At 39.6% G+C, this 16133-nt stretch carries 17 protein-coding genes and 1 riboswitch; of the genes, 15 read left to right on the forward strand and 2 right to left on the reverse strand.

The genetic code is table 11. The features are described from left to right. Positions 1–35 precede the first annotated feature (35 nt). Positions 36–671 (forward strand): NAD-dependent epimerase/dehydratase family protein, encoded by a 636-nt coding sequence (locus LQZ75_RS03640; protein WP_230096494.1) that lies wholly within the window; start codon positions 36–38, stop codon positions 669–671. Positions 672–792: 121 nt separating this feature from the next. Here the strand turns inward: LQZ75_RS03640 and LQZ75_RS03645 are convergent, their stop codons facing one another. Further along, complete coding sequence (locus LQZ75_RS03645; RefSeq protein ID WP_230096495.1) at positions 793–2040, reverse strand: ammonium transporter; 1248 nt, start codon at positions 2038–2040, stop codon at positions 793–795. Positions 2041–2320: 280 nt separating this feature from the next. Here LQZ75_RS03645 and LQZ75_RS03650 point away from each other — a divergent pair, with 280 nt between their 5' ends. From LQZ75_RS03650 to LQZ75_RS03665, 4 genes are all read left to right on the forward strand, one after another. Continuing rightward, the gene (locus LQZ75_RS03650; protein WP_230096496.1) at positions 2321–2575 is read left to right on the forward strand and encodes a KH domain-containing protein; all 255 of its coding nucleotides are present in this window, start codon (positions 2321–2323) and stop codon (positions 2573–2575) included. Between the two features lie 19 nt (positions 2576–2594). Beyond that, positions 2595–3101, forward strand: a complete 507-nt coding sequence (gene rimM, locus LQZ75_RS03655) for a ribosome maturation factor RimM (protein WP_230096497.1) — start codon at positions 2595–2597, stop codon at positions 3099–3101. Continuing rightward, a complete protein-coding gene (trmD, locus tag LQZ75_RS03660; RefSeq protein ID WP_230096498.1) occupies positions 3101–3847 on the forward strand; it encodes a tRNA (guanosine(37)-N1)-methyltransferase TrmD in 747 nt (248 codons plus the stop codon). Before rimM ends, trmD begins: the two co-directional genes overlap by 1 nt. Before the next feature lie 187 nt (positions 3848–4034). Continuing rightward, a complete protein-coding gene (locus LQZ75_RS03665) occupies positions 4035–4550 on the forward strand; it encodes a DoxX family protein (protein WP_230096499.1) in 516 nt (171 codons plus the stop codon). A gap of 87 nt (positions 4551–4637) precedes the next feature. Here LQZ75_RS03665 and LQZ75_RS03670 read toward each other — a convergent pair whose 3' ends face one another. After that, on the reverse strand, positions 4638–5978 hold the full coding sequence (locus tag LQZ75_RS03670) for an aspartate kinase (protein ID WP_230096500.1): 1341 nt from the start codon (positions 5976–5978) through the stop codon (positions 4638–4640). 175 nt (positions 5979–6153) lie between these two features. Then, positions 6154–6336: riboswitch (Lysine riboswitch) on the forward strand. 133 nt (positions 6337–6469) lie between these two features. Between LQZ75_RS03670 and alr the strand changes: the two genes are divergently transcribed. The 10 genes from alr to rplS all read left to right on the forward strand — a co-directional run bounded on the left by alr (position 6470) and on the right by rplS (position 16121). Then, positions 6470–7585 carry an alanine racemase gene (gene alr, locus LQZ75_RS03675; protein WP_230096501.1) on the forward strand — a complete coding sequence of 372 codons (1116 nt, stop codon included), beginning with the start codon at positions 6470–6472 and terminating at the stop codon, positions 7583–7585. A gap of 17 nt (positions 7586–7602) precedes the next feature. After that, a complete protein-coding gene (gene lysA / locus LQZ75_RS03680; protein WP_230096502.1) occupies positions 7603–8901 on the forward strand; it encodes a diaminopimelate decarboxylase in 1299 nt (432 codons plus the stop codon). Positions 8902–8937: 36 nt separating this feature from the next. Next, a complete protein-coding gene (dapD, locus tag LQZ75_RS03685; protein WP_230096503.1) occupies positions 8938–9648 on the forward strand; it encodes a 2,3,4,5-tetrahydropyridine-2,6-dicarboxylate N-acetyltransferase in 711 nt (236 codons plus the stop codon). 4 nt (positions 9649–9652) lie between these two features. Next, positions 9653–10837 carry an N-acetyldiaminopimelate deacetylase gene (locus LQZ75_RS03690; RefSeq protein ID WP_230096504.1) on the forward strand — a complete coding sequence of 395 codons (1185 nt, stop codon included), beginning with the start codon at positions 9653–9655 and terminating at the stop codon, positions 10835–10837. 3 nt (positions 10838–10840) lie between these two features. Beyond that, on the forward strand, positions 10841–11716 hold the full coding sequence (dapA, locus tag LQZ75_RS03695; protein WP_230096505.1) for a 4-hydroxy-tetrahydrodipicolinate synthase: 876 nt from the start codon (positions 10841–10843) through the stop codon (positions 11714–11716). Next, a complete protein-coding gene (locus LQZ75_RS03700) occupies positions 11716–12408 on the forward strand; it encodes a 4-hydroxy-tetrahydrodipicolinate reductase (protein ID WP_230096506.1) in 693 nt (230 codons plus the stop codon). The genes dapA and LQZ75_RS03700 overlap by 1 nt, the downstream gene beginning before the upstream one ends. A 16-nt stretch (positions 12409–12424) precedes the next feature. Continuing rightward, on the forward strand, positions 12425–13312 hold the full coding sequence (locus LQZ75_RS03705) for an aminotransferase class I/II-fold pyridoxal phosphate-dependent enzyme (protein WP_230096507.1): 888 nt from the start codon (positions 12425–12427) through the stop codon (positions 13310–13312). Positions 13313–13375: 63 nt separating this feature from the next. Continuing rightward, entirely contained in the window at positions 13376–14587 is a 1212-nt protein-coding gene (locus tag LQZ75_RS03710; RefSeq protein WP_230096508.1) for an aminotransferase class I/II-fold pyridoxal phosphate-dependent enzyme, read from the forward strand. Beyond that, on the forward strand, positions 14574–15638 hold the full coding sequence (locus LQZ75_RS03715; RefSeq protein WP_230096509.1) for an aspartate-semialdehyde dehydrogenase: 1065 nt from the start codon (positions 14574–14576) through the stop codon (positions 15636–15638). The genes LQZ75_RS03710 and LQZ75_RS03715 overlap by 14 nt, the downstream gene beginning before the upstream one ends. A gap of 129 nt (positions 15639–15767) precedes the next feature. After that, positions 15768–16121: a 50S ribosomal protein L19 gene (rplS, locus tag LQZ75_RS03720; protein WP_168722536.1), complete on the forward strand. Its 354-nt coding sequence runs from the start codon at positions 15768–15770 to the stop codon at positions 16119–16121. Positions 16122–16133: the final 12 nt, after the last annotated feature.

Here is a 16133-nt window from a genome sequence, read left to right on the forward strand (position 1 = left end):
AATGGAGTTACAAAATTATATTCGGAGGGTTTGGTATGAAAGTGGTTATTTTCGGTGGCTCAGGTTTTTTAGGAACAGGACTTGTAACGCAACTATTAAAGGATCCGGCAAATGAAATAACCATTATTTCACGCCACGATAAACCAGATAGTCAACCTAAAACAGTAGCTTGGGTTAAAAGTGATTTATTACGCGATGCAAATTGGCATCAAAGTGTTCAAGCGGCCGATTGGGTTATTGATTGCATTGGGATTTTACTGCCTAACTGGAAGCATCACGTTACCTATCGCAACGGGATTTTTCGTCCAGCCCAAGTTATCATTGATTTTTTAACGATTTTACCGATCGAAAGCCGGCCTAAATTTATGTTCATTTCAGCTAATCGCAGCCCATTTTTTATGGCACCATACATGCATGCCAAACGCCAAGTTGAGCAGTTAACGACAAAATTACCGGCAGAGCAAGTCAAAATTGTTTATCCAACAGTCATGTATGATCGATCACGACCATATAGTGTTGTCATGGCATTAGGAATGGGCATTTTAACTTTAATTCCCGGGATCAAGATGCTAATGCGCGGCTTTGAACCGATGAAGCGTAGTCAAGCAACAAGTGAGATTGTGAAATTATTACATGGCGAAAAGTCGTTCATTGCAGCTCGACGTAAATGATTTAGTACAGGTACCTAAAATTAATTTTTTAAAATAGTGACCAAAAAAGGACCAAAGATGGTTAACTTTTGGTCCTTTTTGTTGATTAAATATTTTCCTGTAACAGGATTGATAATATTAATTATGAATTTTGTTTGGCCCGGACATGTTGACTAAATTGCGGTGAACTAATAATACTAATGTATTCTCCATGTAGTTCGTGGTCAATACCATTTTGTTCAACACTAGCTGGAATACGTAATGGAATAATCAGGCTAATTAGTTTACCAATTAGCCATGTTATGCCAGCTGCCAAAATTACAGTTAAGATAATTGCCAAAATTTGGATACCTAGTTGTTTGAATGAACCTGTTGCAACTAAACCATGAAAATCCTTTTGTGCAAATATGGCTGTAAGTAAGCCACCAACAATCCCACCGATGCCATGAAAGCCAAATGCATCCAAGGTATCATCATATTGAAATTTAGTTTTTAAGTAATCTACTAAGAAATAGACAATAGGGACAGCAATGATACCCATTAAAATTGCACTTGTTGGGGTAACAAAGCCTGCTGCCGGTGTAATAACGACTAACCCAACTAACCCCCCAGATAGGGCGGCAGAAATGCGTGCTTTACCCGTTTTAACAAAATCAATGACAAACCACGTTGTTAGGGCTGCAGCAGCTGCAATATTAGTATTAATAAATGCTAAGATGGCCGTTTCATTAATTGCTAGTGCAGAACCGCTGTTAAAACCAAACCAACCAAACCAAAGTAAGGCGGCCCCAATAAGCACATGTGAAATGTTATCAGGGGTACTACTTTCGGTGCTGAAATGTTGGCGGCGACCAACTAAAATGGCTAAGGTTAATCCAGAAACCCCCGAAGAAATATGGACAACATCTCCACCAGCAAAATCAAGGGCGCCCATTTTTTGGAGGATACCACCACCCCAAACCATGTGTGCAAGCGGGACGTAGACTAAAATGAGCCATAATGGGATAAATAGCAAGATTGCTTTTAAGTTCATCCGTCCGACAACTGATCCGGTGATAATAGCGACGGTAATGATGGCAAACATCCCTTGAAATAGCATGAAAGCAGCATCGGGAATATGTAAGTTTAACGTGGAATGATTATATGCAAGGTTGTTTAGGAGAAAATGGTGCAAGTTTCCAATAATTAAACCTTGGCCCGAAAAAGCTAAGCTATAGCCTAAAATAACCCAGACTAGTGGGACAATTCCTAACACAATAATAGAAAGAAAAACGGTATTACTTGCAAAATTCCGATTAGCAAGGCCACCATAAAATAACGCGAGCCCAGGGGTCATTAACCAAACCAGGGCAGCTGAGACTAAAATCCAAACGACATCACTCGTATTCATAATGTTTTTCTCCCATCTGTAAAAAAGCAAGTATTTAAGTTACTAAATAGCATAATGAATATGTTAAAAAATTTATATACTTTATGTCAGCAAAACTAACACTATTGTTAATTTATGACAGGTTGGATAAGCATAATATTAGAAGTTTTACTATGAAAAATGCAGTCCCAAGTGAAAATATGTTACAATAGTAACTTATGAAATAGGCCTAAATAAAGGCTTGTCCAATTTGAATTAATAAACAAGGAGCTCATTTTGAGCATTTTTGGTAAAATATAAAATGAACGAAGAAGCACTAAGAAATTTAGTAAGTACGATTATTAAACCGTTAATTTCAAAACCTGATGTAATGACCATTACATTAACTGAATCGACTACGACCGTTAGCTGTGTTGTTTCTGTCGATGCCACTGATTTGGGTAAGTTAATTGGCTATGGTGGGACAACTATTCATGCCATTCGCGAATTAATATTTTCAGCTCATTTGAGTGCTGGTAAAAAAGTGTATATCGAAATAGAAGCACTAAAAAAGTAATTAAGAAGAGGATCGAGATATGGAATTCTACAAAGTTGGAACAATGGTCAACACCCACGGAATTCGTGGTGAAGTACGTGTAATTGCAATCACGGATTTCCCAGAAGAACGTTTTCAAAAGGGTAACCAGTTATTTATTGATAACAATGAAAAGACGCCGGTAACGATCGCCACCGTTCGTAACCACAAGCAATTTATTTTAGTGTCATTTGTTGATAAACAAAACATCAATGATATTGAAAAGTACAAAGGTATGGACTTATTAGTCGCAGATGCTGATTTAGAAACGCTTGAAGATGGCGAATACTACTACAAAGACATTATTGGTGCGAAAGTTATTACCGAAGACAATCTTGAAATTGGTAAAGTTAAAGAAATTTTTGAAACAGGTGCTAATGATGTGTGGGTTGTTACACGTCCAGGCAAAGATGATTTATTATTGCCAATGATTGACGATGTCATTAAAAATGTCGACGTTGAAAATCAATTGATTACAATCGATTTATTAGAAGGGTTGGATGATTAATGCGTATTGATGTTTTAAGTATTTTCCCGGATATGTTCAAGCCGATGACGGAATCAATTATTGGAAAAGCAGTTAATCGGGGCTTGCTTGAATTTTCAGTTACAGACTTCCGTGACTTCACCAATAATAAACATAATAACGTTGACGATACGCCCTTTGGTGGCGGGGCGGGAATGCTGTTAACTCCGCAACCAATCTTTGATGCGATGGATGACATTAAGGCTAAAGCCGGTGATTATGGTCGTGTAATTTTACTTGATCCTGCCGGTATTCCGTTTAATCAAGCGGTAGCTGAGGATTTGAGTAAGGAAGAACATTTGACGTTTATTGCTGGTCACTATGAAGGGTATGACGAACGAATTCGCGAACTCGTAACTGATGAAATCTCATTAGGTGATTACGTCTTGACTGGTGGTGAACTGGGGGCAATGGTGATTGTTGATGCGACGGTGCGTTTGATTCCAGAAGTTTTGGGGAACCGCGAATCAGCCATTGGCGATTCATTTTCAACCGGATTATTGGAATACCCACAATACACCCGACCAGCTGATTTCCGTGGTCGCCAAGTACCAGAAGTTTTGACTAGTGGTAACCATGCTAAAATTGCCGAATGGCGGATGAAAGAATCATTACGGCGCACATATTTACGCCGTCCAGATTTATTAGAAAAGATGGAACTATCAGAGCAACAAGTTAAGTTACTTGCCGAAGTTAAAACTGAGGAAGCTACTAATAAGTTAGATTAAGTGCATATCGTAGAATTTAATACAAAAAGCCATTGAAAAAATTTTTTCAATGGCTTTTTTTGGCCAACAAGTAGTATGTTTGTGAACTAATCTTAAGTTATAAACAATAGCGCTGTAATATTCCTTTGCCAAGCTACTAAATAAAGTTTTATGCTCACACAGACTAGTAAAGGGGTACGTGATGATAATGCAATTTTTACGAACGAACCAAGCGATAATGTATGGAGCAACTGTTCTAAGAGTGTGGTTAGGATATTTATGGTTAATCAGTGGAATTGATAAAATAATGCACGGCTTTTCAGCGCACAAGTTTATCAATATGGCCATTAAAAATCCAGTGCAGGGTTTACATGGTGAGCAATTTCCATGGTTTACCACCTTCTTAAAAATTACTACGGCTAATGGGACCCAAACAAAACTATATTCATGCATAGTACCATGGGCGGAAATTTTGGTTGGATTAGGGTTAATTATTGGCTTATTTACGCTAATAGCAGCTTTCGGTGGGTTAATAATGAATTTTGTTTTTATATTTGCCGGTACAATTTCGAGTAATCCGCTATTTATCATTGCTGAAATGCTTATACTAGTGATTGGTAGTAGCGCTAGCCGGTTAGGATTAGATTATTGGGTATTATCGTGGCTACATCGACATCTCTTGTCCAAGTCACGACCCTATGAACCGTACGAGCCACATTTTTAATGATAACGAGGTTTGAATGACGCATATTAAAAAATTCGGATGAAATTTGTTGTTTTTCATCCGAATTTTTTAGTTAATCTATCTTAATTAGTTTGTAAAATCTGTATAGATGGCAGCAACGGCATTAGCAGCATCAGCCTGAGCGACGCCTAACATGACCGCGATACGTGAAGCCCCTTGATTAATCATTTTCACACCGATATTACGGGTTGAAAGGGCATTGAGAATGTCAGTTAAGACACCAACATGATTACGCATTCCTTCACCAACAACCATGATAATAGCATAATCTTCATACCATTCTAAAATATCAGGCTTAACCGCTTGTTGAATCTCGGCCATTGCTAATTGGATGATTTGGGAATCAATTTGGCTTTTATCTAAAATAATAGTTAAATCATCAATCCCTGAGGGCATATGTTCGTAACTAATGTTGTATTTTAACAAAATTTGTAAAATTTTTAGGGTAAAACCAACTTCTTTGTTTAAAAGATAACGGTGTAAATAAATTGCCGCAAAGCGATTTGAATTAGCTACACCGGTGATTTTATGTGATGTCGTAAGTTCGGTGTCAGGAACAATTAATGTTCCTGGTGCACTAGGATCATTAGTATTTTTAACGTTAATGGTAATCTTACCTTGAATTGCGGGAATAAGCGCTTCATCATTAAAAACTTGGAAACCAGCATAGGCTAATTCTCGCATTTCCTTATAACTCATTTGTGAGATTGCCCGGGGGTGAGCAACGATATTGGGATTAGCTGCATAGATAGCACTAACATCAGTAAAGTTTTCATATAATTCGGCATTTAGACCGCGGGCCATGATAGAACCAGTAATGTCAGAGCCACCACGAGCGAAAGTTGCAATTTGATCATCGGCCGTATAACCGTAAAAACCAGGTACAATTAGGTACTCTTCATCAAATGGGAAGCGTTTAATATTTTGATATGTGAATTCACTAACTTGTGCACTATCGGCGGTCCCAGTTACTAAAATACCTAACGCTTTTGGATCAGCATAAATAGCAGGAAGTCCTAAGTGATTAAAAATTAAGGCAATTAACATGGCATTTAATTTTTCACCGTGTGCTTTAAAGGCCGCTAATTGATCGGCTGCGTTAACAAAATTGGTCTGCGCAAGTTTGGTAATTTGGGCTTTGATTTGGGCAAATTTTTCGACTGGTAAGCCAAAATATTCTGCAATTTCCCAATAGCGATCATAGATTTTTTTTTGTAAAATTTCACTGCTTGGATCGCCAGCATATTGTATTAATAAATCAGTGACTTTAATATCTTCAGCAGAACGTTTTCCAGGTGCAGAAACCACCAAGATTTGCCGTGCAGAATCTGCTTGCATAATATTAATAACTTTTTCTAATTGGGGTCCATTAGCTAACGAACTACCACCAAATTTAACAACTTTCATGTCTTTACTCCCTGAATTTTAATCTTGTTTGCGATTTTAACCTTGATTGATTAAAAAAAGCAAGTCTAAAATTAGAAGTGTGTGAATGTTTCAAATTAAAGCAAGCCTAAATTTAGAGTTTTTTAATAATAAAGGTTGACCTTTTGTAAATATTTGATATGATTATTGTAATTTAATAATTCAAAGAGGTTGCAACCAACAAGATTACAGCAAGTGAGTACTACTATACGATGAACTTGTTCGAAAGGGGCGGTTGCCGAAGGAAGACTATTTAAGTAGGATAGTGGACTTGGGCCGGTGTTTAAGAGATATCGGACTGTCGTAGCAAGAATGTCGGCTACGGGGCGCTTTCGACAACATGATTTTTTTGTGGTATTAACGATACAGCAAACAAAAATGTGCTTAAGTGCAAACATTTTTGTTTGCTTTTTTTGTACATAAAATCACCGAAGAGCGTTGAATTAAATCTAAAAATAAAGAGGGTTCAACCTATGGTAGTCGCACAAATGCGTGCAAGTCGAATTGAAATTTCACAGCATGCAATTAATCAAAATATCCAAGTAACGATGGAAACTAGTCATGCTAAGCACATGTTTTTAGCAATTAAAGCGAATGGATATGGGCATGGTCTACTTGAAATGGCTCGAGCAGCTAAGCAAGCCGGCGTTTATGGTTTGGCAGTTGCCGTTGTAGATGAAGCATTAGCAATTCGACAAGCCAAATTAGATATGCCGATTTTAATTTTGGGTTATACTGAGCCACAATATGCGGAGTTTTTGGCACAGTTTAAAATTATTACAACCGTACCTTCAGTTGCTTGGCTAGAAGAAGCTCAAGGATTTTTAACTGGTAATCAACCACTATTAGTGTCACTAGCCGTTGATACAGGGATGAATCGTATTGGGATGCGGACAACAGCTGAAGTTCAAGCAGCGGTTGCCTTGATGCAAAACCATGCTAATTTATTTACGTGGGAAGGGATTATGACGCATTTTGCAACCTCTGATACTGCTGAAACAGATTATTTTGAAATGCAACTAGACCGGTGGCATGCAGTAATTGATGGGTTGCCTTCCCTCCCACCAATGGTCCATGTCGCTAATTCAGGGGCTGCTATGTATCATGCTGATGAAGTGCCAACTGATTTTATTCGGGTTGGGACCGTTGTGTATGGTTGGGAACCATCTGGTAAAGAATTAAACCCTGGAACGGATTTAATTCCGGCGATGACAATTAAATCTGCCTTGAGTTTTGTTAAACAAATCCCGGCTGGAGAGGGTGTTAGCTACGGTCATTTGTATCATACGACAGGTGACGAGTGGATTGGCACGATTCCAATGGGATATGGGGATGGCCTTACGCGTGCAATGCGTGGTTATAAAATCTTGGTTGGTAACGAATGGTGTGAAATTATTGGCCAAATTGCCATGGATCAAATGATGGTTCGCTTACCACATGCAATGCCCGTAGGTACGCCAGTAACCATCTTGGGAACTAACGGAACACAAACAATTGACATTTGGGACGTGTGTGCTCATTGCCACTTACAACCATGGGAATTTGCCAACCAATTAAGTGATCGGTTGCCCCGATATTTAGTTGATTAGAGAAAGAGGAATAAAAGATGCAAGCAGAATATACAGTTAACCCGGCCGGCCACTTAACAATTGGCGGTTGTGATGCATTAGATTTAGCACAAGAATTTCAAACACCACTCGTTGTCTATGATGTCAGCAAAATTCGGCAAACATTTCAGGAATTACATGCAACCTTTGAAGCAGCCAACGTTGATTATGTGATTAGTTACGCATCAAAGGCTTTTGCAACTATTGCGATGTATCAAGTTGTCAAACAAGAACATGCCCATATTGACGTTGTTTCCGGTGGTGAATTATTTACTGCGATGCAAGCTAATTTTCCAATGGCTAATATTAGTTTTCATGGCAATAATAAGAGTTACGAAGAATTAACGATGGCTGTTGATCAAGAAATTGGCATGATTGTTGTTGATAATTTTACAGAAATAAAAATGCTCCAAGAAATTTTACGAACCCATGCTACTACGGCTAATATTCTTTTACGGATTACCCCAGGGATTTCGGCGCATACACATGAATATATTCAAACTGGCCAAGCTGATAGTAAGTTTGGGTTTGACTTAGCTAGCGGCCAAGCGGACCAAGCACTACAAGAAGTATTAGCAGATGAACATTTTAATGTGTGTGGTATTCATGCGCATATTGGTTCCCAAATTTTTGAAAGTACGGGTTTTGTTGAGGAAGCCAAAATTTTAGTTAAAACATTAGCTGAGTGGCAAACAAAGTATCAATTTGCAGCTCAAGTCTTAAATCTCGGTGGTGGTTTTGGAATTCGCTATACTCAAGCTGATGAACCACAAGCGCCACAGGCAATGTTGACAACGGTGATTAATGCCGTTAAAGCGGCTGTTAATGAGGCAAACCTTACGATGCCAGCAATCTGGATTGAACCTGGTCGAGCAATTGTTGGGCCAGCCGGCTATAGTCTATATCAAGTGGGTACACGTAAAGATGTCCCAGGGATTGAACCATATATTACGGTTGATGGGGGGATGGGTGATAATATTCGCCCAGCTTTATATCAAGCAGAATACGAGGCCGTCTTAGCAAAAAGTCCTCAAGCACCAACAACCCAAACAGCCCGATTAGCAGGGAAGTATTGTGAATCAGGGGATATTTTAATTGAACATCAAGCGTTACCGAATGTTAGTCAAGGCGATATTATTGCGATGCTTGCTACTGGTGCTTATGGCTACTCAATGGCCTCAAATTATAACCGTAATGGTCGTCCAGCCGTGGTATTTGCTGAAAATGGCGTTGCTAAGGTGGTAGTTAGGCGTGAATCATATCAAGATTTAGTTGCACTAGATGTTAGTTACGAATAAATAAAAAAATGTGCTTTATATAGAAGGAGAAATTAAATGTCAGAATTAAACGCTCAAGAAATTATCGATTTTATTAGTAATGCTAAAAAGCAAACACCAGTTAAGGTGTACATTAATGGTGAATTAGACAAACTTGAATTTCCTACAACAATTGAAGCGTATGTTACTGGTACGACCGGTGTGTTATTTGGTGATTGGGCTGTTGTTGAACCATTTTTAGCAGAAAATAACAATGTTATCACGCAATTGCGAGTTGAAAATAACGCCCGTAATTCAGCGGTCCCTTTACTTGACTTAAAAGGCATTCATGCGCGGATTGAACCAGGAGCGATTATTCGTGATCAAGTTACAATTGGCGATAATGCGGTGATTATGATGGGGGCTTTAATTAATATTGGGGCGGAAATTGGTGAAGGGACGATGATTGACATGGGCGCAGTCCTAGGTGGTCGCGCAATCGTCGGTAAACATGCCCATATTGGTGCTGGGACAGTTTTGGCCGGAGTAGTAGAACCCGCTTCTGCAACGCCTGTGATTGTGGAAGATGATGTGTTGATTGGGGCAAATGCGGTTGTTATTGAAGGTGTCCGGATAGGGCAAGGTGCCGTTGTGGCTGCTGGTGCGGTTGTCATTGAAGATGTTGAGCCTTACACCGTCGTTGGTGGCGTCCCCGCTCGAGTAATTAAAAAAGTCGATGATCAAACATCAATGAAGACGGCCTTATTAGATAGTTTACGAAAGTTGTGATGATATGTTAATTGATGATTTGCAGGTCACAAAGGAGTGTCTAACAGCGCCCCAATTACTGACAATTCGCCGTTATTTACACCAAATACCGGAATTGGCATTACAAGAATATGAGACGAGTGAAACTTTAAAAACAATTATTGCTCAATTTGACCAACAATATTTAGAAGTTATCACCGTTCCTGATTTACCAACGGCGGTACTTGTGAAAGTTCAGGGGAAGAATGCACGACGCACACTTGGCTATCGGACTGATATTGATGCGTTAGCTGTTACTGAAGACAATGATTTAGCGTTCAAGTCAATTCATCCTGGTAAGATGCATGCATGTGGACATGATATTCATATGACGGTTGCCTTGGGGTTGTTGAGCTACTTTGCTAGTCATCAACCAACTGACAATATCATTTTTATTTTTCAACCAGCTGAAGAAAATTTTGCTGGGGGGATGCGTCTATATCAAAGTGGTATTTTGAGTGGCCCTAACCACATTGATGAATTGTATGCGTTACATACTAATCCCGATTTAGCGGCGGGTACAATCGGTTGTCGAAATGGGACCTTATTTGCTGGTACAACAGAAATCCATGCCGAGTTTACAGGTATTAGTGGGCATGCCGCTTTTCCACATCAAGCCAATGATATGGTCGTTGCACTGAGTCAATGGCTTGTTCAATTACAAACGATTGTGGCCCGCAACGTTGATCCAATTAAAGGTGGTGTCGTCACAATTGGCAATGTGAGTGCGGGAACCGCTAATAATGTGATTGCGGGTAGTGCGCAAGCCCATGGGACAATTCGGGCGTTACAACAGGATACAATTGATTTAATTAAGATGCGGGTTGAAGCAATTACCATGGGAATTGAAGCTAGTTTTGGTTGCCAGATTGAACTAACTTTGAATCAAGATGGATATTTTCCGGTGGTTAATGAATCTAAAATCACGCAACGCTTTATCAAGTATGTTGAGAATAATCCTGAAATTAAATATATTGAAACCCAACCAGCGATGACAGGTGAGGACTTTGGGTATTTATTATCTAAAATTCCTGGCATGATGTTTTGGTTAGGCGTTGATTCACCAGCGTCATTACATTCAAGTAAGTATGTTGCAAACGAAGATGCTATTATGACGGCAGTTAAAACGATGATTGGCTTTATCGAAAGCCGAATGAAAGAAGAGGATTAGTTCATGTTATTAAAGGAAGCACGGGTTATTACGGCAATTATTACGCCCTTTACAGCGGATAATAAAATTGATTTTCCAGCTCTCGAAACTTTGACGAATCACTTATTAGCTCATGGAAGTGATGGTTTTGTTATTGGTGGTACGACTGGTGAAGGCGCAACGATGTCTGATCAAGAGAAAATCGAATTATATCGAGAATTCGTGAAAATTGTGGCTGGCCGTGGTCCAATTATTGCTAATATTGGAACTAATAACACAGCCGCAACGATTGAATTTGGTCAAAAAGTTGCTCAAATACCAGGAATTGATGGTGCTTTAGCAGTAGTGCCATACTACAATAAACCTAATCAAAAGGGGTTAATTGCCCATTTTACAGCAATTGCTGATAATGTTGATTTACCACTTATGGTTTATAACATCCCCGGTCGTTCAACGGTGAAAGCAACCGTTGATACTATTTTAACGTTAGCTAAACACCCTCGAATTACAGCACTTAAGCAATGTACAGACTTGGATGAATTAGCAGCGATTATTGAAAATGCACCAGCTGACTTTGCTGTTTATACTGGTGAAGATGGGCAAGCCTTAGCAGCGAAAGCTTTAGGTACAGTTGGTGTGGTTTCGGTCGCTAGTCATTTATATGGTGATGAATTTCAAGCGCTATTTACAGCATTAGATGCGGGGGATGTCGCTGAAGCCGGTCGAATTCAACGTTTTTTGAACCCTAAAGTAGCTACTTTATTTAGCTATCCATCACCAACTCCCGTTAAAGCCGCTTTAACTGCCGCTGGATTTGCAACGGGGGGCGTGCGTTTACCGTTAGTTGATTTGGATGATGTTGAAACAGCTGAAATTTTGGAAAAATTGGAGAAAAACTAATGTTAAGATTAATAATTTCTGGTTTTAATGGCAAAATGGGGGTCGAAGCTGTTAAAATGGTGACTGAATGTTCAGATTTTGAGCTTGTTGGTGGTTATTCACCCCGTGGGAAAGCGACTGATTTGAATGTCCCAGTATTTACAGAATTGGCAGCAATTCCTAATCGCTTCGCTGATGTTTGGCTTGATTTATCTGTTCCAAGTGCGGTTTTTGCTAATGCCCAAGCTGCTCTGCAAAAAGGTATGCGGCCGTTAATTGGTACCACTGGCTTGACACCTGAACAGATTACGGAATTACAATCCTTAGCCCAAGCCCACAAGCTAGGGGGGCTAATTGTACCTAATTTTAGTGTTGCAGCGGTCTTGATGATTCAATTAGCGCAACAAGCGGCGCAATACTTACCGGATGTTGAAATAATTGAAATGCATAACATTAAAAAAGTTGATGCACCTTCAGGGACTGCTAAATATACTGCTAGCAAAATTAAGCCCGAAGGCAACGTCCCAATTCATTCAGTTCGTTTACCTGGTTTGGTCGCACATCAAGAAATTTTATTTGGTGGGACCGGTGAAATGTTAACAATTCGACATGATTCATTTAATCGCGAATCATTCATGCCAGGGGTTAAATTAGCATTACAAAAAATTTCGACCCTTGATCAATTAGTTATTGGCTTAGAAAATATTCTATAAGTGAGGTGGCGTTACGATGCCCGAAATTTCAGCAACTCTTTTGAACCGAATTAATCCTATCATGGATACGTTAAAACCCGCCGCAATTCGTGCTTTTGATGCTCAAGTTTCTGATGTTCCTGGGATTATTAAATTAACCATTGGTGAACCTGATTTTGATGCACCCGCTAAAATTAAAGCTGCCGCAGTTGCTTCAATTAAAAATAATGAGTCACATTATGGTAAAACTCGAGGATCGTTGGCACTTAGACAAGCAATAAGTGATTTTTTACGGCGTAAATATGAGCTTGATTATAGTGCTGATAGCGAAATAATTGTTACCGTAGGAGCGATGGAAGCGCTAGAAACATCATTACGGACAATTTTAAAACCCGGAGACGAAGTTATTGTACCAACTCCAGGTTATCCGATGTACCTATCAATTTTGAAAAGCTTAGGGGCGGTACCAATTTGTGTTAATACAGCCGTTAATGGCTTTAAGTTAACACCACAACAGTTGGCTGATGAGTTATATCATCACAATGCTAAAGCAATTATTTTTAATTTTCCTTCAAATCCAACTGGAGTTACTTATACCGCTAAAGAGTTAGCTGAATTGGCAGCAGTAATGCAACAACATGATATATTCGTCTTGGCTGATGAAATTTATAGTGAATTTACGTATGCAGATCACCATGTTTCCTTAGCAAAGTACTTACCAAATCAAACAATTTTAGTAAGCGGTGCCTCAAAAGCATATGCGATGACCGGCTACCGGGTTGGCTTTGTATCTGCTCCAGCACCCTTAATTAATGAAATAACTAAATTTCACCAGTATACGGTGACCACCCATATTAATAGCTCAATGGCCGCAGCAACCGTGGCGTTTAACGAATGTGATGCCGCAATTAGCCTTGGCGATTGAAAGGCTGCAAGCTTTCTTAGCGACTAATTAAACTTATATTGAGTACATGAAGAGGTAAATAAAATGCCAGTTATTACAAATGATTTATTAAAAAAAATCAATCCAGTAATGGATCAATTACAACCAGGCTCAATTCGCGCATTTGATGAACAAGTTTCTGAGATTGAGGACATTATTAAATTAACGTTAGGGGAACCTGATTTTGATGCACCAGAAAAAGTAAAAGCAGCAGCAATTGCCTCAGTTGAAAATAATGAATCCCATTATGCTAAGACGCCTGGAAATATTGCCCTCCGTGAAGCAATGGCAGCTTTTTTGAGCCGTAAGTATGACTTGAACTATGAGCCAGCGACCGAAATTTTAGTAACCTTAGGTGCGACGGAAGCTATTCAAATTTCATTAGCGACTATTTTGGAACCTGGCGATGAGGTAATTATTCCAACACCAACTTTTCCATTATATGAGTCTGATGTAATTAGTTTAGGTGGGGTACCGGTATTTGTTAATACACAACCTGATGGCTTTGTCTTAACCCCAGAACGGTTAGCAGCAACATTGGCAGATCACCCAACTGCAAAGTGCTTAGTGTTTAACTATCCTTCAAATCCAACGGGAGTTACATATACGGCTACCCAGTTAGAAGCGTTAGCAAATATCATTAAACAGTATGATGTTTTTGTGATGTCAGACGAAATTTATAGTGAACTTACTTATACGCAGCAACATGTATCAATGGCACAATACTTACCTGAACAAACCATTTTAATCAGTGGCGCTTCTAAAGCGTATGCTATGACTGGCTATCGAATTGGTTTGTTAGCTGCGCCGGCTGCCTTGGTTAAACACATTACTAAATTACACCAGTACGCAGTAACAACACATGTTAATAGTGCCATGGCAGCGGCTACGGTGGCCTTTAATGAGTGTGATGATGAAATCGCCGTGATGCGTGATGCCTATCAGACTAGGCGTGAAATGTTAGTGCATGCCTTTACTGATATGGGGCTAACAGTGGCTAGTCCAGATGGGGCCTTTTACTTATTTATTAAAATTCCAGCTGCTTTTGGGGATGATGACTTCAAATTTGCGGTTACTTTGGCTCAAGAAGCTAAAGTTGCTTTAATTCCGGGTAGTAGTTTTGGCCCGGGAGGTCAAGGATATGTCCGCTTATCATATGCTGCAAGTGAGGCTAAGTTAAATACAGCTGTTGAGCGGATTCGAATTTATTTAGAGGGGATGAAAAAGCGTGAAGGAGAGCAATATGCGAGAATATAATGTAGCAATTTTAGGAGCAACTGGTGCCGTTGGTAATCGAATGATTGTTCAATTGGCGCAATCAAGTATTCCAGTTAAGAGTATTAAGCTCTTGGCTTCGAAACGGTCAGCGGGTAAAACTTTGATTTTTCGGGATCAAGCGGTAGTCATTGAAGAAGCAACTCCGGATAGTTTTAACGGCGTTGATTTAGTATTTGCTTCAGCAGGAGGTAGTATTTCACGTCAATTATTACCAGAAGCAGTTAAACGTGGTGCAGTGTGTGTTGATAATTCAAGTGCCTTTCGGATGGATCCAACGGTACCTTTAGTTGTGCCAGAAGTTAATTCTAATGACTTAGCAAAGCATCAGGGAATTATTGCAAATCCAAATTGTTCAACAATTCAAATGGTAGTTGCTTTGAACCCTATTTATCGGCAATATGGATTGAAACGAGTTATTGTTTCAACGTATCAAGCGGCAGGTGGTGCCGGTCAGAGTGCTTTAGATGAATTGAATAACCAAAGTCAAGCGATTTTAAATGGCAAAACGCCAGTGGCTAATATTTTGCCAGTCAAAAGTGCCGCTAAACATTATCCGTTAGCATTTAACTTAATTCCTCAAATTGATGTCTTTGATGACCAAGATTATACATATGAAGAATGGAAAATGACGCATGAAACAAAGAAAATTTTGTTAGGTGATCCAGAAACTAGTGCGTTAGCAGTTAGTGCGACATGTGTCCGGGTACCGGTGCCAATCGGCCATGGGGAATCAGTATATTTTGAAACACAAGATACTAATGTCACACCGGCTGAATTAAAAGCATTATTGGCAAGTGCGCCAGGGGTTGTCTTGCAAGATAATCCAGCCCAACAAATTTATCCAATGCCGATAAATGCCGTTGGTCAACAAGAAACCTATGTTGGGCGGATACGTGCTGATTTAGATCAACCAGGTGGTTTTCATGCGTGGGTTGTGGCTGACAACCTTCTAAAAGGGGCAGCTTGGAACGCTATTCAAATTGGGGAATGTTTGGTTGAACAAGATTTAGTTCATGCAGCAATTAACTAGTGTCAAGAAGTTTCACTTGTCAATCAGTCAAGGCTATGATAAGATAGTCGTTGGCTATTAAGTCGATAAATTAACGATGTTGCGCTGCCGAATATGAGGTAATCAATGTCGAAACAGGAGAAATTTATTATGAAGCAAAACCAATTGCTAGAATTGATCACTAAAGACCAATTACGTACAGATATTCCAGAATTCCGCGCCGGTGATAACGTCCGCGTTCACGCTCGTATCGTTGAAGGTACTCGCGAACGTATCCAACTTTTCGAAGGTGTTGTTATCAAGCGTAAGGGTACTGGTATCCAAGCTACTTACACTGTTCGTAAGATTTCTAACGGTGTTGGTGTGGAACGTACTTTCCCATTACACTCACCACGTGTAGACAAGATTGAAGTTACTCGCTTCGGTCGCGTACGTCGTGCTAAGTTGTACTACTTACGTGCATTGCACGGTAAGGCTGCCCGTATTAAGGAAGCCCGTCGCTAAGATGTACTTTAG

The sequence above is a fragment of the Periweissella fabaria genome, from assembly GCF_918814575.1.
Taxonomy (GTDB): Bacteria; Bacillota; Bacilli; order Lactobacillales; family Lactobacillaceae; genus Periweissella; species Periweissella fabaria.

Coding starts and splice junctions, on each gene's coding strand:
- dapD (WP_230096503.1), top strand. CDS start 8,938: ATGTCAGAATTAAACGCTCAAGAAATTATCGATTTTATTAGTAATGCT.
- alr (WP_230096501.1), top strand. CDS start 6,470: ATGGTAGTCGCACAAATGCGTGCAAGTCGAATTGAAATTTCACAGCAT.
- trmD (WP_230096498.1), top strand. CDS start 3,101: ATGCGTATTGATGTTTTAAGTATTTTCCCGGATATGTTCAAGCCGATG.
- rimM (WP_230096497.1), top strand. CDS start 2,595: ATGGAATTCTACAAAGTTGGAACAATGGTCAACACCCACGGAATTCGT.
- LQZ75_RS03665 (WP_230096499.1), top strand. CDS start 4,035: ATGCAATTTTTACGAACGAACCAAGCGATAATGTATGGAGCAACTGTT.
- LQZ75_RS03690 (WP_230096504.1), top strand. CDS start 9,653: ATGTTAATTGATGATTTGCAGGTCACAAAGGAGTGTCTAACAGCGCCC.
- lysA (WP_230096502.1), top strand. CDS start 7,603: ATGCAAGCAGAATATACAGTTAACCCGGCCGGCCACTTAACAATTGGC.
- LQZ75_RS03640 (WP_230096494.1), top strand. CDS start 36: ATGAAAGTGGTTATTTTCGGTGGCTCAGGTTTTTTAGGAACAGGACTT.
- LQZ75_RS03715 (WP_230096509.1), top strand. CDS start 14,574: ATGCGAGAATATAATGTAGCAATTTTAGGAGCAACTGGTGCCGTTGGT.
- dapA (WP_230096505.1), top strand. CDS start 10,841: ATGTTATTAAAGGAAGCACGGGTTATTACGGCAATTATTACGCCCTTT.
- LQZ75_RS03700 (WP_230096506.1), top strand. CDS start 11,716: ATGTTAAGATTAATAATTTCTGGTTTTAATGGCAAAATGGGGGTCGAA.
- LQZ75_RS03645 (WP_230096495.1), bottom strand. CDS start 2,040: ATGAATACGAGTGATGTCGTTTGGATTTTAGTCTCAGCTGCCCTGGTT.
- LQZ75_RS03650 (WP_230096496.1), top strand. CDS start 2,321: ATGAACGAAGAAGCACTAAGAAATTTAGTAAGTACGATTATTAAACCG.
- LQZ75_RS03670 (WP_230096500.1), bottom strand. CDS start 5,978: ATGAAAGTTGTTAAATTTGGTGGTAGTTCGTTAGCTAATGGACCCCAA.
- rplS (WP_168722536.1), top strand. CDS start 15,768: ATGAAGCAAAACCAATTGCTAGAATTGATCACTAAAGACCAATTACGT.
- LQZ75_RS03710 (WP_230096508.1), top strand. CDS start 13,376: ATGCCAGTTATTACAAATGATTTATTAAAAAAAATCAATCCAGTAATG.
- LQZ75_RS03705 (WP_230096507.1), top strand. CDS start 12,425: ATGCCCGAAATTTCAGCAACTCTTTTGAACCGAATTAATCCTATCATG.